Genomic DNA, 23,125 nt, shown 5'->3' with positions numbered 1-23,125 from the left:
AGAGGAAAGTGGCGTTATTCCACGATGCTGGCACAGCGCTTTGACGGGGCTCACTTAAAATAGGGGCTAATTGCTGAACTTCAAGCCATTCACGACAGAAGTTACTTGTTGATTTAATGGGTAAAGCGCGCGCAAAGCAATGGGTCGGGTGTATCCGGTGCTTTCTGCTACCATGGCGGCTCTGTTACTTCAGGTGTCTGATCATGGCTTTTCGCCCTCTTACGGCCAGAGCACCCGCCGTTCTGCTTCGCGAAGCCAAGCCGCTCAAAGCCATTTTTGGCCACGCTCAACGCCTGGGCCATCTGCAACGCCTGCTGGAAAGCCAACTGCAGCCGGCCGCCCGCGAGCATTGCCATGTGGCATCGTGGCGCGAAGGCAGTTTGTTGCTGATTGTCACCGACGGCCATTGGGCCACCCGCCTGCGCTACCAGCAAAAGCGCCTGCAACGGCAACTGCAGATGTTCGACGAGTTCGCCAACCTCACGCGTATTCTGTTCAAGGTGCAGCCGCCGACCGTTCAGCAGGGTGCGGCCGGGCACACGATGGATTTGTCCAATGATGCGGCGGCGACCATTCAGGCGACGGCTGATGGCATCAGCGATCCGAATCTGCGGGCCGCGCTTGAGCGCTTGGCAGCGCACGCCAGGCCCAAAGTCTAAAGGCAAAAACAAAAGATCGCGGCCTGCGGCAGCTCTTACATTTGGAATGCATTCCCCTGCAGGAGCTGCCGCAGGCTGCGATTTTTTGTTTTTTAGCGGCGTTTGCTGCCGCCAAGCAAAGACCCCATCAACCCGCGCACCAACTGCCGCCCCAGCTGATTGGCTGCCTGGCGCATCGCTGACTTCAATGCCTGCCCCGCCGCCGTACCGAGGAATTCCCCGGCCTGTTCGGTGAAACTCGGTTCTGCTTTTTTCTCTGCTGTGACGTCGGCTTCAGGCGCCAGGCCTTTGCGCCCCATCAGCACTTCATAGGCAGACTCGCGGTCGATGGGCTTGTCATAACGCCCCTGCAACGGCGAACTGGCAATCAGCGCCGCACGCTCGGCGTCGCTTAACGGCCCGATACGCGATTGCGGCGGTGCCACAAGGACCCGCTGGACCATCTCCGGCGTGCCCTTCTCTTGCAATGTGCCAACCAGCGCCTCGCCGATCCCGAGTTCGGTCAGCACCGACAACGTGTCGAACGCCGGATTCGGCCGGAATCCATCAGCCACCGCACGCAGGGATTTTTGCTCCTTGGCGGTGAACGCGCGCAAGCCGTGCTGGATGCGCAAACCCAGCTGCGCCAGCACGTCATCCGGCAAGTCGTCCGGCGATTGGGTAACGAAATACACGCCCACACCTTTCGATCGAATCAGCCGCACCACTTGTTCCAGCCGATCCTGTAACGCCTTGGGCGTGCCAGCAAACAACAAATGCGCCTCGTCGAAAAACAGCGCCAGCAGCGGCTTGTCCGCATCGCCGCGTTCCGGCAGTTGCTCGAACAATTCGGCCAGCAACCACAACAGGAACGTCGCGTAGACCTTCGGCGATTCATGAACCAGACGACTGGCATCAAGCAAGTGAATACGTCCGCGACCATCGGCGGCCGGTTGCAAAATGTCTTCGAGTTGCAACGCCGGTTCGCCGAACAGCGCTTCAGCCCCCTGCTGTTCAAGGGTGGCCAGACGCCGCAGCAAGGCCTGACTGGATCCGGTGGTCATCAGCGCCGTGTCGTCGCCCAGCAGTTCCGGGTGGTCCTTGAGGTGATTGAGCAGCGCCTTCAGGTCTTTCAGATCCAGCAGCAACAGACCTTCGCGGTCCGCCACTTTGAACGCGGCGTACAGCGCCGACTGCTGGCTGTCGGTCAATTCCAGCAAGCTTCCCAACAACAGCGGGCCCATTTCACTCAAGGTCGTGCGCAATGGATGACCGGACTGACCATGAACGTCCCACAGCGTGACCGGATACGCCTGAGGCTTGTGGTTCAGCCAGGGCATTGCGGCGATGCGCTCGGCGACTTTGCCCTGGGGATTGCCGGCGGCACCCAGACCGCACAGGTCACCTTTGATATCGGCAGCGAACACCGCCACGCCGGCGTCGCTGAAGGCTTCAGCCAGTCGTTGCAAGGTGACGGTTTTGCCGGTCCCGGTAGCGCCCGCAATCAAACCGTGACGGTTGGCCAGGCGCATGGCCTGGGCAATGGGCTGCCCCGCGAGATCAGCGCCGATAACGAGTTGCAATGAGTCAGGCATTTGGTCACCCATGGTTAAACTTTTGGTCCTACACGGCCGATAGAAATATCGACAAAGCAGACAGACACAATCTGGCCGGATATTTCCCTTAGGGAGCGATGGAAATATCACTTGCTTTCAACACTGCCCATTTCGCGTTCCTTTATAAAAGCACGCGCTGGACATTAAGACCTTAGCGGAACCTCAAGCCATGAACAAAAATCTACGCTTCAGCCATAAAATCCTGCTTGCCGCCGCCCTCATCGTGATTGCCACCTTCACCTCATTCACCCTCTACAACGACTATTTACAGCGCAACGCCATCCGCGCGGACCTGAACAACTACCTCAATGAGATGGGCGACGTCACCGCCAACAACATCCAGACCTGGCTGACCGGCCGTATTCTGCTGATCGAGAACCTCTCGCAAAATATTGCCATCAACCCGGAACAAGCCAACGTAGCCGCCCTGCTTGAGCAGAAAGCACTGACATCGACCTTCATGGCGTCCTACCTGGGCGACGCCACCGGACATTTCACCATCCGTCCGGATGCGAAGATGCCCGACGGTTTCGACCCTCGGGTCCGCCCTTGGTACAAAGGCGCGGAAAACAGCAGCACCCCGACCCTGACTGAACCCTATGTCGATGCGGCCACCGGCCAAACCATCATTTCCATGGCCACCGCCTCGAAAAAAGCCGGGCAAAGCGTCGGCGTGGTCGGCGGTGACCTCAGCCTGCAAACCCTGATCGACACACTCAGCGCTCGCGATTTCGACGGCATGGGCTACGCCTTTCTGGTCAGCGCCGACGGCAAGATCCTGGTTCACCCGGACAAAGCCCTGGTGATGAAGTCCCTGAGCGAGGCGTACCCACAAAATACCCCGCATATCAGCCGCGACTTCAGCGAAGTGGAAGTGAATGGTAAAACCCGCATCGTCACATTCACCCCGATCAAAGGCCTGCCCTCGGTCAACTGGTACATCGGTCTGTCAGTCGATAAGGAAAAAGCCTTCGCGATGCTCAGCGAATTCCGCGCATCGGCAGTCGTTGCAACGGTCATTTCCGTGGTGATCATCATCGCCCTGCTGGGCATGCTGATCCGCTTCCTGATCCAGCCGCTGCACGTCATGACCCGCGCCATGGCTGACATTGCCGACGGTGAAGGCGACCTGACCAAACGCCTGACCATTGTCAACAACGATGAGTTCGGCATCCTCGGCACCGCGTTCAACCGTTTTGTCGAGCGGGTTCATGGTTCGATCCGTGAGGTGTGCTCGGCCACCGGGCAGGTCAACGAAGTGGCCTTGCGTGTGGTCGCGGCCTCGAACTCGTCGATGTACAACTCCGACCAGCAAGCATCGCGTACCAACAGTGTCGCGGCGGCGATCAATCAACTTGGCGCCGCGGCCCAGGAAATTGCCCGCAACGCCGCGCAAGCGTCGACTCAGGCCAGCGATGCCCGCAGCCTGGCCGAAGACGGTCAGCACGTGGTGGATCGCAGCATTGCCGCGATGAATCAGCTGTCCAGCATGCTCAGCGCCTCCAGCAGCAATATCGAATCGCTCAACAGCAAAACCGTGAACATCGGGCAGATTCTCGAAGTGATCACCAGCATCTCCCAGCAAACCAATCTGCTGGCGCTCAACGCGGCCATTGAAGCGGCGCGGGCGGGTGAAGCCGGGCGCGGCTTTGCCGTGGTGGCCGATGAAGTGCGCAACCTGGCGCATCGCACTCAGGAGTCGGCACAACAGGTGCAAACCATGATCGAGGAGCTGCAAGTCGGCGCCCGCGAATCCGTCAGCACCATGAGCGACAGCCAGCGCCACAGTCAGGACAGCGTGGAAATCGCCAACCTGGCAGGCGAACGCCTGAGCAGCGTGACCCAGCGCATCGGCGAAATCGACGGTATGAACCAGTCGGTGGCGACCGCGACCGAGGAACAGACGGCGGTGGTCGAGTCGATCAACGTGGATATCACCGAGATCAATACGCTCAATCAGGAAGGGGTGGAAAACCTGCAATCGACTTTGCGTGCCTGTTCGGATCTTGAGCAGCAGGCGGCGCGGTTGCAGCAGTTGGTAGGCAGTTTCCGTATTTAGTGTCTGAACCGGCCCCTTCGCGGGCAAGCCTCGCTCCTACATCTTCAGCGCAATACTCTGTAGGAGCGAAGCTTGCTCGCGAATGCGGTCTGTCATTCACCACAAAACCCCACAGACACCCCGCCGCAAAACCCCAACCGAACATCTATTCTTCATAAAGGTCAACCAAGGGAGAGCAATGACCGGAGGGATGTTCATCGTGCATATCGCGGACATAACCATGTTCTACGCCCCGGCCAGCGGTGGCGTGCGCACTTATCTGGATGCCAAACACCGTCGCCTGTTCACCCGGCCGGGCATCCGCCACAGTTTGCTGATCCCGGGTGCCTCCTTCAGTGAACAGGGTGGCATTTACACCGTTCCGGCACCCGCCCTGCCTTTCGGCAAGGGTTATCGTTTCCCTCTCCGTCTCGCACCCTGGCGCAATGTCCTGCACGATTTGCAACCCGAACTGATTGAAGTCGGCGACCCTTACCTGACGGCTTGGGCAGCCCTGGATGCTCGACGGCAACTGGATGTGCCGGTGATTGGTTTTTATCACTCGGACTTGCCGTTACTGGTCAGCAACCGCATGGGCAACTGGGTCACCCCCAACGTCGAGGCTTATGTCAGCAGGCTCTACGGCAACTTCGACCGGGTGCTGGCACCGAGCCGGGTCATGGCTGAAAAACTCAGGGGCCTGGGGGTAAAGAACGTTTTCGTGCAGCCCTTGGGCGTTGATTTACAAACTTTCCATCCCGATGCCCGCGATCCTGGCCTGCGGGCAGAACTGGGCATTGATGAAAACACCCACCTGTTGATCTTCGCCGGGCGCGGCTCCAAGGAAAAAAACCTGCCTGTGCTGCTCGACTGTATGAAACGCCTGGGCCGGCGTTATCACTTGTTGCTGGTTGGCTCGTCGATGCCTGCCGCCGTTCCAGCCAATGTCACTGTCGTCGATGAATTCTGCCCCGCCGCGCAAGTCGCCCGTTTGATGGCCAGCGCGGATGCGTTGCTACATGCCGGCGATCAGGAAACCTTTGGTTTGGTCATCCTCGAAGCCATGGCCAGCGGCATTCCCGTAGTAGCGGTAGCGGCCGGGGCTTTTGAGGAAATCGTCACGGATGAATGCGGCCTGCTGTGCACACCGAACGATTCGCTGGCGATGGCCAACGCCGTGCGCGAACTGTTCGCTCAAGGCAGTGCCGCCCTGGGCCGGCAAGCACGGCGCCATGTCGAACGGCATTACGCCTGGGACACCGTGGTCAACAGCTTGCTCGGTCACTATCACGCCGTGCTCGGCAGTCAATGGCCGCGGGCGGCCAATGGTTGAGCCATGAACCCGCCTAGCCTGTTACTGGTGCTTCACGACGTCGCGCCGCAAACCTGGGCCGATTACCAGCCCTTTGTCGAAGCCGTCGATGCCCTGGGCAATGTGCCGATGACCTGGTTGGTGGTGCCAGACTTTCACAAACACAATGACCTTGAAGCGCATCCGGGATTTCGCCACGTGCTCAGCGAGCGTCTTGCATACGGGGATGAACTGGCGTTGCACGGCTACTATCATTGCGATGACGCGCCAATGACAAACAATCCCCGGGACTGGTTCATGCGCCGGATCTACACCCACGAAGGTGAGTTTTACAGCCTGTCCCAGGAGGCCGCTCTCGCCCGCCTGCGCGCCGGTATCGAAATCTTTCACCGTTATCGCTGGCCGCTGCATGGCTTCGTCGCCCCAGCCTGGTTGATAAGTGAAGGCACACGTCAGGCCCTGCGCCAATTGCCGCTGAGCTATACCAGCGATCCACAGCACCTTTATCGTCTACCGGACTTCACCCCGGTCGATGCCCCCGGCCTGGTCTGGAGTGCACGCAGTGCTTGGCGTCGGGGGTTGTCGAAACTGGTCAGCGATCAGCGCGAACAACGCTGGCAACAGGCACCGGTGATTCGACTCGGCTTGCACCCGGTGGACATGCGTCATGAGTTTTCGCGCACGTACTGGTTACAAACCCTCAAGCGCCTGCTCGCCGAAGGGCGTGTGCCAATGACCAAAGCGCGCTGGCTGGCACAACAAAGCCACCACTTGGGTCGTGTTGCATGAGCCGCGGGGTTCTGTTGTGCGTCGGCCTGTTGGCGGCGGTGCTGATTCCCTGGTTATTGGGCGGCAGCGAAACCTGGTCGCGATTGCAGAGTTTTCCACTGAGCTGGTTGCTGGTGATGTTCGGCATGATCCTGATGTGCTGGGTGGTGAACACCATGCGCTTGCGCCTGTTGCTGGGGGATCAGCGCGACAAGGTCAGCCCGCTGAAAAGCCTCGGCGTGGTGATGGCCGCCGAATTTGCCTACTGCGCCACCCCCGGCGGCAGCGGCGGGCCACTGACCATCATGGCTTTGCTGGCGCGCAACGGCGTGCGTCCGGCCAGGGGCAGTGCGGTATTTGCCATGGATCAGTTGAGTGATTTGTTGTTCTTTCTCTGCGCGCTCAGCGGGATTCTGATTTACGCGCTGTTCCAGCATCTGAGCCAGCGTATGGAGTGGCTGCTGACAGTCAGTGCCATCTCGATGTTTGGCGGGCTGATCACTTGCGTGGTGCTGGCTCGCTACCACCGCTTGCTGATTCGCCTGAGCGGCCGCTTGCTGGCTCGTCTTAACGTCCAGTCCACCACCCGGGTTCGCTGGGCACGAAAGCTCTTGCATTTTCTGGCGGCATTTACCGACACGCTGAAGCTACCCTTTCAGACATTGATCACGGTGTTTGCCCTGACCTGCCTGCACTGGGTGTTGCGTTACAGCGTGATGTATCTGGCGTTACGCGGGCTCGGCGCGGATTTGCAGTGGGCCTGGACTTTTCTGATCCAGATGCTTTCACTCAGTGCGGGGCAGTTCAGTCTGTTACCCGGTGGTGCGGGGGCAGCAGAACTGACGTCGGCGGCGCTATTGGCGCCCATGGTGGGAAAATCCACGGCGGCAGCGGCGATACTGATCTGGCGCGCAGTGACCTATTACTTTTATTTGCTGGTGGGCGGACCGGTCTTTCTATTGATGCTTGGACGGCCACTGCTCAAGAAGTTGATGAATCTCGGGCAAGCTTGAAAGATCGCAGCCTGCGGCAGCTCCTACATGGATTGCATTCCTATGGAGGAGCTGCCGCAGGCTGCGATCTTTTCACGGCTTATTGATTCTATCGTCGGACTCTTCTTGCAACTGCTCCCACAACTCGGCAGCACCGGGAAACTCCGTGCCATCGTCCGGGCTCATGTCATCCGGGTCGTAACGGCTCAAGCAGCCCTCGCCCAAGGTGGCGGGTGCCTTGGAGGTGGCTTTGTCCAGTGGATCGGCCATAGAGATATCCTCAGTACAGAAACGGCGAAGGGCCTGCAGCGATTGAACGCCCAGGCCCTTCGAATTTCAACCGTGTCGTGTTGCGTCGGTCAGAACACCACGGTTTTGTTGCCGTGCACCAACACCCGATCTTCCAGGTGATAACGCAGGCCACGGGCCAACACCATCTTCTCGACGTCGCGGCCGAAACGCACCATGTCTTCGATGCTGTCGCTATGGCTGACACGCACCACGTCTTGCTCGATGATCGGACCCGCGTCCAGTTCTTCAGTCACGTAGTGGCAGGTCGCGCCGATCAACTTCACGCCACGCAGGGAAGCCTGGTGATAGGGCTTGGCACCGACGAACGACGGCAGGAAGCTGTGGTGAATGTTGATGACTTTGTGCGCATATTCGCGGCACAACTCGGGTGGCAGGATTTGCATGTAACGAGCCAGTACGACGACTTCGGCCTCGTGCTGTTTGACCAGGCGCGAGACTTCAGCGAACGCCGGCTCCTTGTCCTGCGGATTGACCGGGACGTGGTAGTACGGAATACCGTGCCATTCGACCATGCTGCGCAGATCGTCGTGGTTGGAAATCACGCAGGCGATTTCGCAGTCCAGTTCGTCGCTGTGCCAGCGGTGCAGCAAGTCGGCGAGGCAGTGGGATTCGCGGCTGGCCATCAGGACCACACGTTTTTTCTGTTCGGTATCGGTAATGCGCCAGTCCATCGAGAACTCTTCGGCAATCGGCGCAAACGCTTCGCGCAAGGCTTCGATACCGAAAGGCAACGAGTCGGCACGAATTTCGTGACGCATGAAGAACCAGTCACTGAGATTGTCCGAGTGATGGCTCGCTTCAGTGATCCAGCCGTTATGGGACGCCAGAAAGTTACTGACTTTGGCAACAATGCCGACGCGGTCCGGGCAAGAAATCACCAGCCGAAAAGTGCGCATGAGGGGGAAACTCCAGAACTTCGCAAAGGCGGCCATTCTAGCGATTGCGCAGCAAAACTGCAGTATTGATGACGTATCAGCTTGCCCGACGGTGCCCGACAGGGCGTTAACCGACACCGCCGGCCTGCGGCAACAGCCGTGTTGTTAGTCATCTACAAGCCTGCAATTGTGAATATCTGTGCCAGACGTTTCGAACTATTTAACCGCACATCCAATCTGTGGCGAATTCACCACAACTAAAATAAATAAACCCCGGTTTAATGTTTACTTGGTGAAACACCCTGACTATTATTGCGACACTGTTCCCTGCCATCCTATGACCTGCATAAGGTAGTCATCATGTCCTTGATCAACGAATATCGCGCCACCGAAGAAGCTATCAAAGAGCTGCAAGCCCGTTTGAAGAACCTGTCCGAAGACGACAAACTGCAAACCGAGCTGGAATTCGAAGGCAAACTGCGCACCCTGATGGGCGAATACTCCAAGTCCCTGCGTGACATCATTGCTTTGCTGGATCCAGAATCCAAAACCAAAGCACCACGCGGCGGCGCAGTAAAAACTACCGGCACCAAGCGTGCTCGCAAAGTTAAACAATACAAAAACCCGCACAACGGCGAAGTCATCGAAACCAAAGGTGGCAACCACAAGACTCTGAAAGAGTGGAAAGCCAAGTGGGGCGGTGACGTGGTTGAAGGCTGGGCTACCCTGCTGGGCTAAGTCACAGTGCTTGTCGCAGACTGATCGCGACAAAAAAGAACGCCAGCATGCGCTGGCGTTTTTTTATGCCCGGAGTTCAAGATTCGGACATCTTCGATTTCAAAGACTCAAACGTTTGCGTAACACCTGCACATATTCCTGCCATTCACTGAGCACGGTTTGCTGACTCGGTGTCGCTGTAACATTCAATTGGGCTGCGGCCTCTATGAAACTTTCCAGGGTATTGGGCGCGCCCCACTCAGGTACTGACAAACGTTTCTGACAGAATAATCGCCACCGCTCCTGCTCTTCAAAATTCAACGTATCGGGAAAGTTGCGTGCGCGATATCGAAACAATAATTCGGGCAAACGTTCATCATCGAAAGGCCATTGCTCTTGCGCTAATTGTGCGGGGTCGACCGTTCGGACTTGTTCACATAGACGCCGATCACGATCGCCAATAAATCCGTCGTATAACTGTTGTTCAGGGTCCTGGCTCGGCGAAAAATCTTCACGGGCATACATCGCCAGAACTTTATCCTGCCAAACTTTCTGCGCGTCACTTAGCCGCAGTGCACGCTGCTGATACAGCGCCATGTCCACCCCCAGACGTTGCTGATCTTCAGCACGAAGCACCGACAACGGGGCCACTACCGGGCACTTATTGATGTGGATGAGCTTGAGTGGCACCGGCAACTCACCTTCGGCCAGATCATCGCGTCGGGTATAAAGCCGCTGACGCAAGGTTTCGGCATCCAGGTCGAACAGGCCCTGAGGATCGAGGTGCAGGTCGCAGACAATCAAGGCGTTTTTGTTACGCGGGTGCCAGGCCAGAGGTAGCACCACGCCCACGTAGTTGCGCGCAGCAGAAAAGCGCCCGGACACATGCACCATCGGTTGCAGCAGGCGAATCTGGTCCAGCACCTTTTGCTTGCTGCGCAATTGAAACAGCCAGTCATACAGTTTCGGCTGCTTTTCCCGGATCAGACGCGCAAGGGCGATGGTGGCGCGAACGTCCGACAGCGCCTCGTGGGCATTGCCGTGGTCGATATTGTTGGCGGCAGTCAGGCGTTCAAGTTTGAGCGTCACCCGCCCCTCGTCGTCCGTAGGCCAAACCAGGCCATCGGGGCGCAGGGCATACGCCGCGCGCACCACATCGATCAGGTCCCAACGGCTGTTGCCGCCCTGCCACTCCCGCGCGTACGGGTCGAAAAAGTTGCGGTACAGGCTGTAACGGGTCATCTCGTCGTCGAAACGCAAAGTGTTGTAGCCCGCGCCGCAGGTGCCGGGCGCTGCCAACTGGGCATGTACCCGGGTCATGAAGTCGGCTTCGCTCAAGCCTCGCTCGGCCAGTTGGCCGGGGGTAATGCCGGTGATCGCGCAAGCCGCCGGATGCGGCAGGATGTCTTCGCTGGGCTGGCAGTAGAGGTTGACCGGTTCGTCTATTTCATTGAGATCGAAGTCAGTCCGCAGCCCGGCCATTTGCAGTGGGCGATCGCAGCGGGGGTTGATGCCCGTCGTTTCATAGTCGTACCAGAAGATGGAGGTCACGGGCTAATCCTGAACTGAAGATCGGCGAAGTCTAGGCGTTCACGTCCTGCTCCGGCCAGTAACTTGTCATTCAATCATCGCTGCTCGATCAGCGTGCAATACATAGTTATGTCGTTTTCTCCGGTGGGGCTGCTAGCATCCGATGGAGAGTTCATCCCGATCAGGCCACATCATCAGGTTGCCCATGCTCGAGACCACAGCACTGCCAAGGAAAGCGCCGCTGTCCCCGCCACTGGATACGCGGTATCAAGTCGAAACGCCGGAAGGCATCGATTTGCCACTGCGCCCGGCCGGGTTGATGGTTCGTGCGCTGGCGTTTGCCATCGACCTGGCGGTACGCGGGCTGATCCTCGGTCTGCTGTTTATGGTGCTGGCAATGCTCGGAAAACTCGGTGCAGGGCTGGGCTCGCTGCTGATTTTTGCGGTGAGCTGGTGGTACATGGTGTTGTTCGAAGTGCTCAATCAGGGCCGTTCACCGGGCAAGCAGTGGATGGGCCTGCGGGTGGTGCAGGACGACGGCACACCCATTGGCTGGTCCGCGTCGCTGCTGCGCAACCTGTTGCGATTCGTCGATCTGTTGCCGTTCGGTTACTTCCTCGGTGCCATCAGTTGCCTGCAACACCCCAACTTCAAACGCCTCGGTGATCTGGCCGCCGGCACACTGGTGATCTACCGCGAACAACCGCTGACCCGACCGCAACTGCCGCCCGCCCAACCATGTCGCCCTGCGTTCACCCCGACACTGACTGAGCAACGCGCCATCCTCGGCTTCGCCGAACGCCAGAGCGAGCTCTCCGTTGCCCGCGTCCATGAACTCGCATCCATCCTCGCCCAACCGTTGCAAGTTCCGGCGCCACAGGCCGTGGCTGAACTTAATGGTATCGCTCGCGGTTTGTTGGGGCCTGCATGAAGCAAAGTCTCTTTGAACATCGCTATAGGGCCGAATGGGAGCAATTCTCGCTGATGCTGGAACGGCTGGAGCGGGACAGGAAAGCAACCGGCGTCGACAGATTTCCCGGCGCCTATCGACGAATCTGCCAACAACTGGCGCTGGCCCGCGAGCGCGGTTACAGCAGTTTCCTCATCGACTCGCTGCAGCAACTGGCACTGCGCGGCCATCAACAGCTTTACCGGCATCGCAGCCGACTGAGCGCCAATGTGCTGGGTTTTATCCTCGCGGGCTTTCCCCGACTGGTACGCGAACAATGGCGCTTCGTGCTGGCGGCCGGCCTGATGTTTTTTGGCAGCCTGACCGGCTTCGCGCTGCTGGTGTACCTGTTCCCGGAGCTGATCTACAACCTGATCCCTGCCGAGCAGGTCAGCGAAATGCAAAGCATGTACGACCCCGACGCCGGTCATCTGGGGCGCTCGGCGGAACGGGCAGCCAGCGAAGACTGGGTGATGTTCGGCTACTACATCATGCACAACATCGGCATCGCCTTTCAGACCTTCGCCAGCGGTTTGCTGTTTGGCCTGGGCAGCGCGTTTTTCCTGGTCTTCAACGGACTGATGATCGGCGCGGTGGCCGGGCATCTGACGCAGATCGGTTTTGGGCAAACCTTCTGGTCTTTCGTGATCGGCCACGGCGCCTTTGAACTGACCGCCATTGCCCTGGCGGGTGCCGCCGGCCTGCAATTGGGCTGGGCATTGATCGCCCCGGGGCGACTGCCCCGCGCCGAGGCTTTGCGTCTGGCGGCGCGCAAGAGTGTGCTGATGATTTGCGGGGTCATGCTGTTTCTGCTGATCGCCGCTTTTATCGAAGCCTATTGGTCGTCGATGACGACACCGACGCCCATGACCAAATACCTGGTCGGTGCGGCGCTCTGGTTGTTGGTGGCGGTTTATCTGTTGTTTGCCGGACGGACCCGCCATGCGCCTGAGTGATGCCACGGTGGTGATTCGCCCGCGACCGACCTGGGAAGCCATGGACCTTGGGGTGCTGCTGAGCCAGCGCCATCGACGCCTGTTACTGAGCAGTTGGGCCATCATCACTTTTCCGGTTTTCGCATTGCTCAGTTGGGTGTTCTGGCAGTCGCCCTCTCTCGCTGTGTTGATCTTCTGGTGGCTGAAACCGGCCTTCGAACGCCTGCCCTTGTACATCCTGTCCAAAGCCATGTTCGGTGAAACGCCCACGCTCAATCAGGCGTTGCGCCAGTGGCCACGGCTGCTCAAACCACAATTGCTCGCCAGCCTGACCTGGCGACGACTGAGCCTGAGCCGCAGCTTCCTGATGCCGGTGGTGCAACTCGAAGGCCTGGGCGGTGATGCGCGGCAACAGCGTTTGCAGGTGTTGTTGCAGCGCGATGCCAGCGCCGCGCGGTGGCTGACGATTATTGGCGCGCATCTGGAGGGTGCGCTGTGGATCGGCTTGATGGTGCTGTTCTATTTGCTCCTGCCCCAGCAAGTTGCACTCGACTGGAGCTGGCAATCGCTGATCTCCGCCGCCTCCCAGGACTGGCTATGGCTGGAACATTTGACCAATGTTTTCTACATGCTGGTGTTGCTGGTTGGGGAGCCGATCTATGTCGCTTGCGGCTTCAGTCTCTATTTGAACCGACGCACCGTGCTGGAAGCCTGGGACATCGAACTGGTGTTCCGCCGCCTGCGCCAACGCTTGAGCGCCGTAGCCGGCATGCTGTTTCTGGCCGCAGCCCTGCTCCTGCCAATACCACAAACTGTCTGGGCCGCCGAGCCGGTCATTACCCCCGAGAGCCCGCGCTTGCTGGAACAGCCATTGACCAGTCAGGCATCGCGGGACAGCATCAAGGCGATCCTCGATCAGCCCCCGTTCAAGAACAGGGAAACGATCACCCGCTATCGCTTCGGCGAGGACAAGCCAGCCACCGAAACGTCGGATGACGACAAGACCCCGGACTGGCTAAAAGCGCTGTTGAAGCTGTTCGACAGCCAACGCTTCGGTGCATTGGGCACGGTGATCGAGGCCTTGTTGTGGGGGACGGTGATTACCGCCGTGGGCTGGTTGATCTGGCATTACCGTGACTGGCTGCAAGCCTTCGTCAGCCGCCGCCCGAAGCCACCAAAGAAAACCGCGCGCCCCTTACCGCCGCAGGCTTTCGGCCTGGACCTCAGCCGCGACACCCTGCCCACCGACATTGCCGCCAGCGCTGAAAGCCTCTGGCAGAGCAACCCCCGCGAAGCGCTCGGGCTGCTCTATCGCGCCCTGCTCAGCCATTTGCTGCATGACTTCGGTATCGCGCTGAAAGCTGCAGACACCGAAGGCCAGGTACTGGCGCGCGTCGAGCAACTGCAGCAACCGGTCTTGCTGGCTTTCAGCAAAAACCTGACCGGCCATTGGCAAAACATGGCCTACGGACACCTACTGCCACCCGCGCATTTGCAACAGGAACTGTGTGATGGCTGGCGTGCCTTGTTCGGCCCGGGAGCTGCCCGTTGACCCGGCGTGTCTGGCTGACGGTCGGCGTGTTCATCGCCGTATTGCTGGCTGCGCTGAGTCTTTATCTGTACCTCAAGGCAACACCCTATCCGGCAGAAATCGACCACGGTCCCTCGCCCGAAGCCCAGGCCAATCCGTACCTCGCCGCCGAACATTTTCTGCGTAAGCAGGGTCTGGCCGTCAGCCATGCCATTAGCCTCGATATTTTGCCCAGCCTCGAACCCCGTCAGCACAGTCTGTTGTTGTTCGGCGACCGCTACAACATGACACCCCGGCAGATCGATCAAGTGATGAACTGGGCCCGGGCCGGGGGGCGCGTGTTGTTCGTCGCCCAGTCGTTGTGGGATGAAAAGACCGGGCAAAGTAATGACCTGTTGCTCGACCGGGTCCAGTTGCATCAATCCCTGAGCAAAGACCTGAAAGACCCGCCGCCCGACAGCAGCGAGGACCCTTACCCGAAACTCACCAAGCTCTATCTGGAAAACGAAGACGCGCCGGCCTATGCCAGTTTCGATACCGCGTTCCACCTCGAAGACCCGAAGAACCTCGCCCAGTCCTGGGCCAACAGCGGCAAGGCTACGCACATGATGCAGCTGAACCACGGACTCGGTTCGATCGTCGTGGTGACCGACGCCGACCTGTGGAAAACCCCGGCCATCGCCCAATACGACAACGCCTGGCTGCTCTGGTATTTGACGGCCGACACCAACGTGACTCTGCTTTTCAATACGGATCACGACAGCCTGCTCACATTGCTGCTGCGCTATTTCCCCCAGGCATTGGTGGCCTTGATTGCCCTGATCGGCCTGGGTTTCTGGCACTTCGGTGTACGTCACGGGCCGCTGCTGGAGCCAGCCCCGAAAGCGCGTCGACAACTGCAGGAACACCTGCGTGCCAGCGCCGATTTCATGTTGCGTCGCAATGGCCAGAACAACCTGCTGCAAGCCTTGCAGCAAGACATCCTGCGGCGCGTCCGACGTCGCCATCCTGGCTATGAACAACTTGCAGTCGCCGAACAATGGCTGGTGCTCGCACGCCTGACCGGCCAACCCACACGCGCTATCAGCCAGGCCATGAGCCCGCGACCGAATCAGCGGCTTTCCAGCGCTGAGTTCAGCCGCCAGGTCGCCCACCTGCAATCCTTGAGGAATGCGTTATGAATGATCAGATCGAGCCCGGCACCCCGAGCCATGCCGAGCAGCAGCGCCAGCGCGCCAGTCAACTGGCTCAAGCAATACGGGCCGAACTGCAAAAAGCCGTGATCGGCCAGAACCGCGTTATCGACGACGTTCTGACTGCGCTGATTGCCGGTGGCCATGTGTTACTAGAAGGCGTGCCAGGCCTGGGCAAGACCTTGCTGGTGCGAGCGTTGGCACGTTGCTTTGGCGGCGAGTTCGCACGCATTCAGTTCACCCCGGACCTGATGCCCAGCGATGTCACCGGGCATGCGGTGTACGACCTGCAAACCGAGCAATTCAAACTGCGCAAAGGCCCGTTATTCACCCATCTTTTACTGGCCGACGAGATCAACCGTGCCCCGGCGAAAACCCAGGCCGCGCTGCTCGAAGCCATGCAGGAACGGCAAGTCACGCTCGAAGGCCGCGCCCTGCCGATTGCGCAACCGTTCATGGTGCTGGCTACGCAAAACCCTATCGAACAGGAAGGCACTTACCCGCTGCCGGAGGCCGAGCTGGATCGCTTCATGCTCAAGGTACGCATGGATTACCCCGACGCCGAGCAAGAGCTGGACATGGTGCGCCAGGTCAGCCGTTCGACCCGCGCCGACATGCTCGACGTACAACCGCTACGCACCGTGTTGCAGGCCAAGGACGTGTTGGCCCTGCAACGCATCGCCAGCGATTTGCCGCTGGACGATCAGGTGCTCGATTACGCCGTGCGCCTGGCCCGCACCACGCGCAGCTGGCCCGGCCTGAGCCTCGGTGCCGGGCCTCGGGCCTCGATTGCGCTGGTGCGCTGCGCCAGGGCACGGGCGTTGTTGCGCGGCGGCGAATTTGTACTTCCGGATGACATCAAAGGCTGCGCGCTGGCAGTGTTGCGCCACCGCGTGCGCATCTCGCCAGAGTTGGATATCGAGGGGCTGCAAGTCGATCACGTGCTGCAGCAATTGCTCGATCAAGTAGCGGCACCGCGCCTGTGAAGTGCTCAATCGCAAGTCGCGTAGACCGGAGACAAGATCGCAGCCTGCGACAGCTCCTACAGGAGTACGCATTCCATGTAGGAGCTGCCGAAGGCTGCGATCTTTTGATCTGGCTGCGCGGTGCAACACCATGAAACCTTCACGCCTGTCACTGATCTGGCTGGCACTGCTTCTAGCCATCGGGCTCGTGCTGGGTGCATTGCGGGCGTTGGATATCGCAATCGCGTCGAGCCTGTTATCGATCAATTGGGGACTGCTGCTGGCATGGTCGACATTGGCGCTACTCGACGCGATCCGCCTCAAGCGTCAGCCCTTACCGCGCGTTCAACGGCATATGCCTGGCAGCCTGGCGCTCGGACGCTGGAGTGAAGTGCGAATTGAGGTCGAGCATGACTTTCAGCAAGCACTGAAGATTCAAATCTTCGACCACGTCCCGAACGGCCTGAGCTTCGAAAACCTGCCGCTGTCGGTCGAGCTCCAACCCGGCCAGCGCAGCCTGATCAACTATCGACTGCGCCCACTCAAGCGTGGCCATTTCAACTTCGAACACTGCGAAGTGAACTTGCCCAGTCCATTGGGCTTGTGGTCCGACAAACGCATGCTCGATGTCACCGACAGCACCCGCGTCTACCCTGACTTCGCCCGTCTTTACGGCGGCCAGCTACTGGCTGTGGATAACTGGCTGAGCCAACTCGGCGTGCGCCAGCATCAACGCCGTGGCCAAGGGCTGGAATTTCACCAACTGCGCGAATTCCGCGAGGGCGACAGCCTGCGCCAGATCGACTGGAAAGCCACCGCCCGCCAACGCACACCGATTGCCCGCGAGTATCAGGACGAACGCGACCAGCAGATCATCTTCATGCTCGATTGTGGCCGTCGCATGCGCAGCCAGGATGACGATCTGGCGCATTTCGATCACGCCCTCAACGCCTGTTTATTGCTGAGCTACGTCGCCTTGCGCCAGGGCGATGCCGTCGGCCTGTGCACCTTCGCCAGCGATCAACCGCGCTACCTCGCCCCGGTGAAAGGCACCGGGCAACTCAACGTGCTGCTCAACACGGTCTATGACCTCAACAGCAGCCAGCACAGCGCCGACTATCAGGCTGCCGCAACGCAACTGTTGGCGCGACAGAAACGCCGGGCGTTGGTGGTCGTGGTGACCAACCTTAGGGATGAGGACGACGAAGAACTGCTCACCGCCGTCAAACGCTTGAGCAAGCGACATCGGGTGCTGGTCGCCAGCCTGCGCGAAGAACAACTCGACGCAACACGCCACCAACCGGTGCAAACCTTGCCCGAGGCACTGGCCTATTGCGGCACGGTGGACTACTTGAATGCACGGGCCGAACTCCATGAGCGGTTGAGCGCTCATGGAGTGCCGGTGCTGGATGCGCGGCCCAAGGAGCTCGGGGCTGAGCTGGTGACGCGGTACCTGGGGTGGAAGCGGGCGGGCGCTGCGTAGCTATGCGACAACACCAGCTTCCTGTAGCAGTGACTAAAGCTCGTACGTCCGATCATCAACCTTGACCCAGTCCAACACCAGCGGGGCGAGATGCAGTTGAACGTCGAGGTCGGTTATACGCAAACCATTCGACCCATCCAAGCTGGAACCATGCAACTCGACGGTAATATCTTCGTCCGCCTCCACTACTTTGAACTCATAAGGTTCAAAGGGATTCCACTCAGCCTGAGGCCGCCCCGGAATTTTGCCACTCAGGTCAATGGCGTCCTCTACTCCGGTAGAGGGTCTGACGATCACCTTGGAATTTGAACCATCACCGAGGTTCTCATATTGAAATTTCAACCGGTACCAGGCGTTCGTCAGCTGAGCGGTGGTAAATACAGCCGTATCGAACGTTTGAGTAACGGCCGCCTCGCCATTCATCATCAAGTAAAAACCGTACACCGGATCCACGAAGGGCCGCGCAATTCCCTTGCCGTTGAAGTGCGTCCAATGATCCTTCCAATCGGAGGAAAACCTGCCATCGATAATCAAGTTACGACCTCGAATTTCGTCATTGCTCATGATGGTTTCACGCCTCTGTTGATTCATGTCTGCTGAATGGTCAAGACGCCACTCAGATACGCTGGCAACCAATGCCTCGTTTCGAGTCAGGGGCCGCTTGACTTCAATCACCCAACCTGTCCAACACCGCTTCGGTGTAAGCCGTACCGCCAGCCTTGGCCAGGTAACGCACCGTCACAATGATGTCAGTCAGGCTTGCGATCAGGGCTTTTTGCTGCTCCGACATATGTCGCGGAATCTGCAGCTGCCACCTTGAAATAGCACCCGTCCCTTCAAACGGCAGATAGCGTTCATCACCGAACATCAACTGATGCAGCCCGGCATCATCCAGCCCATGACTGATCCCCACTTGCTGGTGGCTACGCAGGTTGAGCACGATATCGACCGGCGGCATCTGATTGCCGTCGCCATACAGGTAGTCGAGGGAGTCCACATTGGCTTTGATCACCGTGGTACTGCCGGTTTGCGTCAACGTTGCGCGTACGTCCTGGTAAGGACCGAGCACCACGGGCAAGGACAGCGCCACGGTGGTGATCTGCCGGCAGTAATGACCGGGATAATCGCTGTCGAACAACTTCTGCGTAAATTCGAAATCAAGTTTGCCCTTCCCGAGATCAACCAATACCTGCTCCCAGGTTTTAGCTGGAGTGAATTGCCCCTTCTCGAGCAGCTCACGCAAGGAAATGGTCTTGGTCAGTTCCAGTCGCCGCTCGTTGCGATTGAGGAAATCCCGCTCCAGGCGCAGCAAGTCGAGCAGCATTGACTCGCCGGCGCTCAAGCCATGACGGTTGTCCATCCAGACGTTGGGTCGAATGACGCGCGTGTCGAAATCGCCCATCTCATACTGCCAACTGGCTTCGGCACTCAGGCACAACCCGACTACTGCGTCATAGGCCTGGAAGTACAGCGTGGCCATCTGGCTTAGCAACCAGCGGTAGAGTTCAACGTTGGTGGCGCGGGTTTTGTAGAAGGAGTAGAGCTCCTGGGCCTGATCGTTGGCTTTTTGGGTTTGCTCCAGGCTGGCCCTGGCGGCCTTGAGTGTGTACTCATGGGCTTCAAGTTGCTTCTCGATGACCCGCAATTCACTTTTGGCCTGGGCTTCGGCGAAGCTCCATTCCTGGCTTCGACGCAAGTAAAAAGCGGTTCGTTGCAAGGCCTCTCCTACCGCATACGCGGTGGCACCGGCTATCGACAGCGCCTTACCAGTCGCTATCGCGGGCTCGCCACGATCACCTCCTTGGTAACCACCAAACGAAGCGGGGCCGACGCCAGCAGTCCCAAAGAGTGTTTGCTCCTTTACGGATGCATTCACCGACGAGCCGGCAGTTATCGGAACAACGGCCGCAGCTCCCAATAGCTTGCCGGACAACCCTATAACATCCCCGGCTATCTCCAGCCCTATCAATGGGTCCGCGTTGAGGTCCTCATAATGCGTGGCTCGTTCCTGAATCATCTTCTGGCTTTCTTTCAGCGACGCTTCCGATGCCTCCAGTTGCTTGATCGTTTCCTCCTGAATGGTCTTGGCATGCCCACCCAAGGCAATGACATGGCTCTGCTGCAATTCCTCCAACTGACCACGGTCACGCAGCTCCATCAACTGACGGACCTCACGACCAAACCCGATAAGCGTCTGTACCGCATTCTGCGACGTAGCCAACATGGTGCGGAATCGATAGTGCGGAATGTTCAGCCAGCCGCCCGCATTGCGTGCTGCCCCTGAGGAACCTCCTGCCTGGGCTCGTAACAGATCGAGTGGATTGGTCGGTGGGGCATACAACGCCAGGGACATCGGTTTGCCATCGATGGTCAGGTTGTGCCGCATGTTCCACAGGCACTCTTCGATGTACTTCCAGATACCGAGCAATTGATCATTGGTGGCTGGGCGAAAGACATTCAGCGCCAGTATCTCGAAGTCTGGCGTTCCCTCTACCCGCGCAGGCAAATTCGCAACATTGACATCCAGCGACTGGGCGAACGTCATTAGTGAGGAAGCGCCTGCTTCTGACGGGGGTTTGAGTATCTGGTCGGCGGATAGGGGAACCCAATGGCTCATCGCCTTGGCAGTAGGCGCATTGCCCATCAGCGACAAGGCACGCACGTACTGCAGTTTCGCCGCGGTCAGACTGTCACGGGTCAAGCGGCGATAGAGTGAATCGGCATGGGCAATGATGCAGCGCACATAGGCGACGAAAATGGTTTTTCGGTAGTGAATACGATTCGAAAAGGCAATTGCATCAGGGTCTACCAATCCCGATGCTTCAAACCCGATATCGCCCTGTTCCAGCAATGGACGGCACAGCCAGAAGCGATCGCTCGGATTAGCTGCGCCCGGCCGCGCCTCACGAATGTGAGGGTTGAAAATGTACTGATACCAGCGCTGCGACTCATGGAAATCGCGCGATTCACACAGCCGATGCGCGATCAGGAATGGCAGGTGAAAGAATAATTCCCAGTAGAAGGTACCGTGGGCGCTGTTGAAATCGATGGGTGCCGTTGCTGGAGAGACACCCGCTGGCTGCGGCTCAAGGGTGTTCTGAGTGGACAAGGACAACACCTCGTCAACGGAAATGGCGGTTTTGGCGATCAGTTCCGGGCCAAACAGGGAATTGAGGCGTATCCATTTGAGAGTGGTCAATGCCAGGGGCTGAATATCCAGGAACTGCGCACCGGTAGCCTGTTTGCTGATCAATGGAACGTTGCTGGCATTCGGCGTTTGCTGGATCACGATGTCATAACGATCACGGCCGTAAGTACCGTCGGCGCTCTCACCCCACACCACACTCAAGGTCTTGCCGACAGGATCGCCAGTCCAGCGATATTCAATCCAGGGACTTTGAAGCCAGCCCTTCAATTCGCTCAGCGCTTCCCATTTCCCCGGAACGACCGTCGCGCCATCCAATACTTTGAGCCCCAATGTGACTGTCTCCGGTAGCTGTACCAGAGACAACGAATTGTCGCCGTTGCCCAACGGTACATTCTGGTTACCCACCGACACTGTGAAACCGGCTCCGCCTCTGATGTCACTCGTAGTTTTCAACCATAATAGTTCCCGCTGTTGATGGGTCAGGACGATGTTCTTTTTTGCCGACACCCAACCATTATTAAAGGTGAAATCACTCTTTTTGAACGCCGCTATCTGTACGGGTTTTCCTTCTATGTCATCAAGAGACCACGAGAAATCGAATCCCGCAGCGGAATGATGGAAAAAGGTCAATTTTATGCCCTTGGTTCCGACCCGTGAAACTTCAAAAAAAGCGGGTTCAAGGTTCACCTCGTGTTTTCCCACAAGGACAATATTCCTCAGTTCATATTCGGGTCGCGCAAGGTCGCAGACGCCTTGTACTTGCAATGTATTAACAGGCTGAGCAGATCCGTCACGCTGGCTACTGAAGTTAATATTCAACGAAAGAAATTTGCTCAGCTTGCCGTCTCGTGTGTCATCGACAGCCGCCACGTTTGACGCCGGTACTCGTGCCTGACTCAGCACTGCCGCCTCACTGAGCAAAAGCTTGTGCTGTAAACCGTACTGATTGGAAAAACGCCCATTGGCCAATACCTTAAGAGTGGCGATATTGGGCGGTTGAGGCTCAAACAAGGCATTGCACGCAGCAAAAATCCACCCTTGCTCCCCCTCGTCGTCCGCTGCCACCTGTGACTTGGGCAAGTCCGTGGTGGTGAAGCACACCGCCAACAGGTCATCGACGTCTTTTTTTGCGCCAACGTAGGTCACTGCGACCAAACGAGCGGACTCGACGGAGGCCTGGGTGAACTCCTTTTTCCCCAGACTCGACGGTGTGGTCCAGATCCCGTCCACCCCGAGGTAAGAAAGCGTCACCTCGATTTGCCAGGTCCCCTCAGTGATCACCTCGTTACCGTCGTTATCTTTCCGCTTCGTGTCTTTGGCTTTTATCCCTTCGACTTGAACCACCATCAATCGACCGGCGAAATACACCGGCCGAATTGCCAGTACCGTTGGTACGGCAGGAATACCGATGGGTTTCCACTCGTTCCATGCAGCGGGAATAAGAAATGTACTCGCGGTATCCAGTTCGACATGGGCCTTGCGCCAAAAATATCCGAAGGGTTGGACTCGTTGTCGGCCAATGAAGTAATAATCGGCATTCTTGAAGTTGGTGCCCTTCCCAGTACCGGTTCCGTCTGTGCTGTTTATACAAGCCGACACCACATCAAGGTTGCACACCACCTCGAAATCCTTAAGGTGCTTCAACAGCGCAATTTGTACAGATTTTTCGTTAAGACTCGCTTGCCCCAGGTTATTTTCCAGCTCCTGGAACGATTCAGACTTGTTCAGGCGCAAGGTCGGATCGATATAGTTTTCCGGATAATCCAAAAGCATCTGGTAACCGGCCCAATCACTGATATTGCAATAGCGTTGATGCCAGGCCACTAACTCATCTTTAGAAAACGCGGTGGTATGACCCGGCTCCATACCGTTGTAAATGGCACCTATATACTGCTGCAGGCAAGCGATCGCTTCTGCCACCCTCGCTGTATCCAGTTCCTGGCCGACCTGGGTGTCAAGCAACAGGTATTGGTACAAGTCATCGAGCGAGGTCAGGTTCAGCGAGGGCTCACGCCCTTCATCTTCTTGCGGAGCCACTTGCCCTAAATAAAAGTCTGCCAGGGCCATGCATCGACTTTCTTCCAGCGCGCCAATAATTGACTTGTTCATTGTTTTCTCCTGTG

At 58.3% G+C, this 23,125-nt stretch carries 18 protein-coding genes and 1 pseudogene; 13 read left to right on the top strand and 6 right to left on the bottom strand.

The window, feature by feature from the left end:
- Positions 1-203 precede the first annotated feature (203 nt).
- A complete protein-coding gene (locus KUF73_RS20105) occupies positions 204-659 on the top strand; it encodes a DUF721 domain-containing protein (protein WP_218439794.1) in 456 nt (151 codons plus the stop codon).
- 92 nt (positions 660-751) lie between these two features.
- Here KUF73_RS20105 and KUF73_RS20100 read toward each other — a convergent pair whose 3' ends face one another.
- Positions 752-2,233, bottom strand: a complete 1,482-nt coding sequence (locus tag KUF73_RS20100; protein ID WP_218439793.1) for a helicase HerA-like domain-containing protein — start codon at positions 2,231-2,233, stop codon at positions 752-754.
- Positions 2,234-2,423: 190 nt separating this feature from the next.
- On the opposite strand from KUF73_RS20100, the pseudogene KUF73_RS31840 reads away from it, so the two are divergent.
- From KUF73_RS31840 to KUF73_RS20080, 5 genes and pseudogenes are all read left to right on the top strand, one after another.
- Positions 2,424-3,455 (top strand): annotated as a pseudogene (locus KUF73_RS31840) (cache domain-containing protein); the annotation flags it as partial.
- A gap of 93 nt (positions 3,456-3,548) precedes the next feature.
- Entirely contained in the window at positions 3,549-4,313 is a 765-nt protein-coding gene (locus tag KUF73_RS31835) for a methyl-accepting chemotaxis protein (RefSeq protein ID WP_371135524.1), read from the top strand.
- Between the two features lie 190 nt (positions 4,314-4,503).
- On the top strand, positions 4,504-5,625 hold the full coding sequence (locus KUF73_RS20090) for a glycosyltransferase family 1 protein (RefSeq protein ID WP_218439823.1): 1,122 nt from the start codon (positions 4,504-4,506) through the stop codon (positions 5,623-5,625).
- 3 nt (positions 5,626-5,628) lie between these two features.
- On the top strand, positions 5,629-6,393 hold the full coding sequence (locus KUF73_RS20085; RefSeq protein WP_218439791.1) for a DUF2334 domain-containing protein: 765 nt from the start codon (positions 5,629-5,631) through the stop codon (positions 6,391-6,393).
- Positions 6,390-7,385, top strand: coding sequence for a lysylphosphatidylglycerol synthase transmembrane domain-containing protein (locus KUF73_RS20080; protein ID WP_218439790.1), 996 nt, complete (start codon positions 6,390-6,392; stop codon positions 7,383-7,385). Before KUF73_RS20085 ends, KUF73_RS20080 begins: the two co-directional genes overlap by 4 nt.
- A gap of 72 nt (positions 7,386-7,457) precedes the next feature.
- Here KUF73_RS20080 and KUF73_RS20075 read toward each other — a convergent pair whose 3' ends face one another.
- Positions 7,458-7,634: a hypothetical protein gene (locus tag KUF73_RS20075; protein ID WP_218439789.1), complete on the bottom strand. Its 177-nt coding sequence runs from the start codon at positions 7,632-7,634 to the stop codon at positions 7,458-7,460.
- 89 nt (positions 7,635-7,723) lie between these two features.
- A complete protein-coding gene (gene purU / locus KUF73_RS20070) occupies positions 7,724-8,572 on the bottom strand; it encodes a formyltetrahydrofolate deformylase (protein ID WP_218439788.1) in 849 nt (282 codons plus the stop codon).
- A gap of 339 nt (positions 8,573-8,911) precedes the next feature.
- Between purU and mvaT the strand changes: the two genes are divergently transcribed.
- Complete coding sequence (mvaT, locus tag KUF73_RS20065) at positions 8,912-9,289, top strand: histone-like nucleoid-structuring protein MvaT (RefSeq protein WP_218439787.1); 378 nt, start codon at positions 8,912-8,914, stop codon at positions 9,287-9,289.
- Between the two features lie 99 nt (positions 9,290-9,388).
- On the opposite strand, the gene sbcB is transcribed toward mvaT, so the two are convergent.
- The gene (sbcB, locus tag KUF73_RS20060) at positions 9,389-10,819 is read right to left on the bottom strand and encodes an exodeoxyribonuclease I (RefSeq protein ID WP_218439786.1); all 1,431 of its coding nucleotides are present in this window, start codon (positions 10,817-10,819) and stop codon (positions 9,389-9,391) included.
- A gap of 184 nt (positions 10,820-11,003) precedes the next feature.
- On the opposite strand from sbcB, the gene KUF73_RS20055 reads away from it, so the two are divergent.
- The 6 genes from KUF73_RS20055 to KUF73_RS20030 all read left to right on the top strand — a co-directional run bounded on the left by KUF73_RS20055 (position 11,004) and on the right by KUF73_RS20030 (position 17,854).
- Positions 11,004-11,729 (top strand): RDD family protein, encoded by a 726-nt coding sequence (locus KUF73_RS20055; protein WP_218439785.1) that lies wholly within the window; start codon positions 11,004-11,006, stop codon positions 11,727-11,729.
- A complete protein-coding gene (locus KUF73_RS20050; protein WP_218439784.1) occupies positions 11,726-12,703 on the top strand; it encodes a stage II sporulation protein M in 978 nt (325 codons plus the stop codon). The genes KUF73_RS20055 and KUF73_RS20050 overlap by 4 nt, the downstream gene beginning before the upstream one ends.
- Entirely contained in the window at positions 12,690-14,234 is a 1,545-nt protein-coding gene (locus KUF73_RS20045) for a DUF4129 domain-containing protein (RefSeq protein WP_218439783.1), read from the top strand. The genes KUF73_RS20050 and KUF73_RS20045 overlap by 14 nt, the downstream gene beginning before the upstream one ends.
- Positions 14,231-15,394, top strand: a complete 1,164-nt coding sequence (locus KUF73_RS20040; protein ID WP_218439782.1) for a DUF4350 domain-containing protein — start codon at positions 14,231-14,233, stop codon at positions 15,392-15,394. Before KUF73_RS20045 ends, KUF73_RS20040 begins: the two co-directional genes overlap by 4 nt.
- Positions 15,391-16,392, top strand: a complete 1,002-nt coding sequence (locus tag KUF73_RS20035; protein ID WP_218439781.1) for a MoxR family ATPase — start codon at positions 15,391-15,393, stop codon at positions 16,390-16,392. The genes KUF73_RS20040 and KUF73_RS20035 overlap by 4 nt, the downstream gene beginning before the upstream one ends.
- Positions 16,393-16,522: 130 nt before the next feature.
- Positions 16,523-17,854 (top strand): DUF58 domain-containing protein, encoded by a 1,332-nt coding sequence (locus KUF73_RS20030; protein ID WP_218439780.1) that lies wholly within the window; start codon positions 16,523-16,525, stop codon positions 17,852-17,854.
- A 33-nt stretch (positions 17,855-17,887) separates the two neighbouring features.
- On the opposite strand, the gene KUF73_RS20025 is transcribed toward KUF73_RS20030, so the two are convergent.
- Positions 17,888-18,529, bottom strand: coding sequence for a hypothetical protein (locus tag KUF73_RS20025; protein WP_218439779.1), 642 nt, complete (start codon positions 18,527-18,529; stop codon positions 17,888-17,890).
- Complete coding sequence (locus tag KUF73_RS20020; RefSeq protein ID WP_218439778.1) at positions 18,522-23,111, bottom strand: neuraminidase-like domain-containing protein; 4,590 nt, start codon at positions 23,109-23,111, stop codon at positions 18,522-18,524. The genes KUF73_RS20025 and KUF73_RS20020 overlap by 8 nt, the downstream gene beginning before the upstream one ends.
- Positions 23,112-23,125 lie beyond the last annotated feature (14 nt).

This window comes from Pseudomonas sp. PD9R, assembly GCF_019200975.1.
Taxonomy (GTDB): domain Bacteria; phylum Pseudomonadota; class Gammaproteobacteria; order Pseudomonadales; family Pseudomonadaceae; genus Aquipseudomonas.
Note: the sequence above shows the minus strand (reverse complement) of the source record. Positions and strands in the feature narration are given on the sequence as shown.

Excerpts from the sequence above, each read along its gene's own strand:
- KUF73_RS31835 (WP_371135524.1), top strand. The coding sequence starts at position 3,549 with ATGTACAACTCCGACCAGCAAGCATCGCGTACCAACAGTGTCGCGGCG.
- KUF73_RS20030 (WP_218439780.1), top strand. The coding sequence starts at position 16,523 with ATGAAACCTTCACGCCTGTCACTGATCTGGCTGGCACTGCTTCTAGCC.
- KUF73_RS20090 (WP_218439823.1), top strand. The coding sequence starts at position 4,504 with ATGTTCATCGTGCATATCGCGGACATAACCATGTTCTACGCCCCGGCC.
- KUF73_RS20105 (WP_218439794.1), top strand. The coding sequence starts at position 204 with ATGGCTTTTCGCCCTCTTACGGCCAGAGCACCCGCCGTTCTGCTTCGC.
- KUF73_RS20020 (WP_218439778.1), bottom strand. The coding sequence starts at position 23,111 with ATGAACAAGTCAATTATTGGCGCGCTGGAAGAAAGTCGATGCATGGCC.
- KUF73_RS20045 (WP_218439783.1), top strand. The coding sequence starts at position 12,690 with ATGCGCCTGAGTGATGCCACGGTGGTGATTCGCCCGCGACCGACCTGG.
- KUF73_RS20050 (WP_218439784.1), top strand. The coding sequence starts at position 11,726 with ATGAAGCAAAGTCTCTTTGAACATCGCTATAGGGCCGAATGGGAGCAA.
- KUF73_RS20085 (WP_218439791.1), top strand. The coding sequence starts at position 5,629 with ATGAACCCGCCTAGCCTGTTACTGGTGCTTCACGACGTCGCGCCGCAA.
- mvaT (WP_218439787.1), top strand. The coding sequence starts at position 8,912 with ATGTCCTTGATCAACGAATATCGCGCCACCGAAGAAGCTATCAAAGAG.
- KUF73_RS20055 (WP_218439785.1), top strand. The coding sequence starts at position 11,004 with ATGCTCGAGACCACAGCACTGCCAAGGAAAGCGCCGCTGTCCCCGCCA.
- KUF73_RS20100 (WP_218439793.1), bottom strand. The coding sequence starts at position 2,233 with ATGCCTGACTCATTGCAACTCGTTATCGGCGCTGATCTCGCGGGGCAG.
- purU (WP_218439788.1), bottom strand. The coding sequence starts at position 8,572 with ATGCGCACTTTTCGGCTGGTGATTTCTTGCCCGGACCGCGTCGGCATT.
- KUF73_RS20080 (WP_218439790.1), top strand. The coding sequence starts at position 6,390 with ATGAGCCGCGGGGTTCTGTTGTGCGTCGGCCTGTTGGCGGCGGTGCTG.
- KUF73_RS20075 (WP_218439789.1), bottom strand. The coding sequence starts at position 7,634 with ATGGCCGATCCACTGGACAAAGCCACCTCCAAGGCACCCGCCACCTTG.
- KUF73_RS20035 (WP_218439781.1), top strand. The coding sequence starts at position 15,391 with ATGAATGATCAGATCGAGCCCGGCACCCCGAGCCATGCCGAGCAGCAG.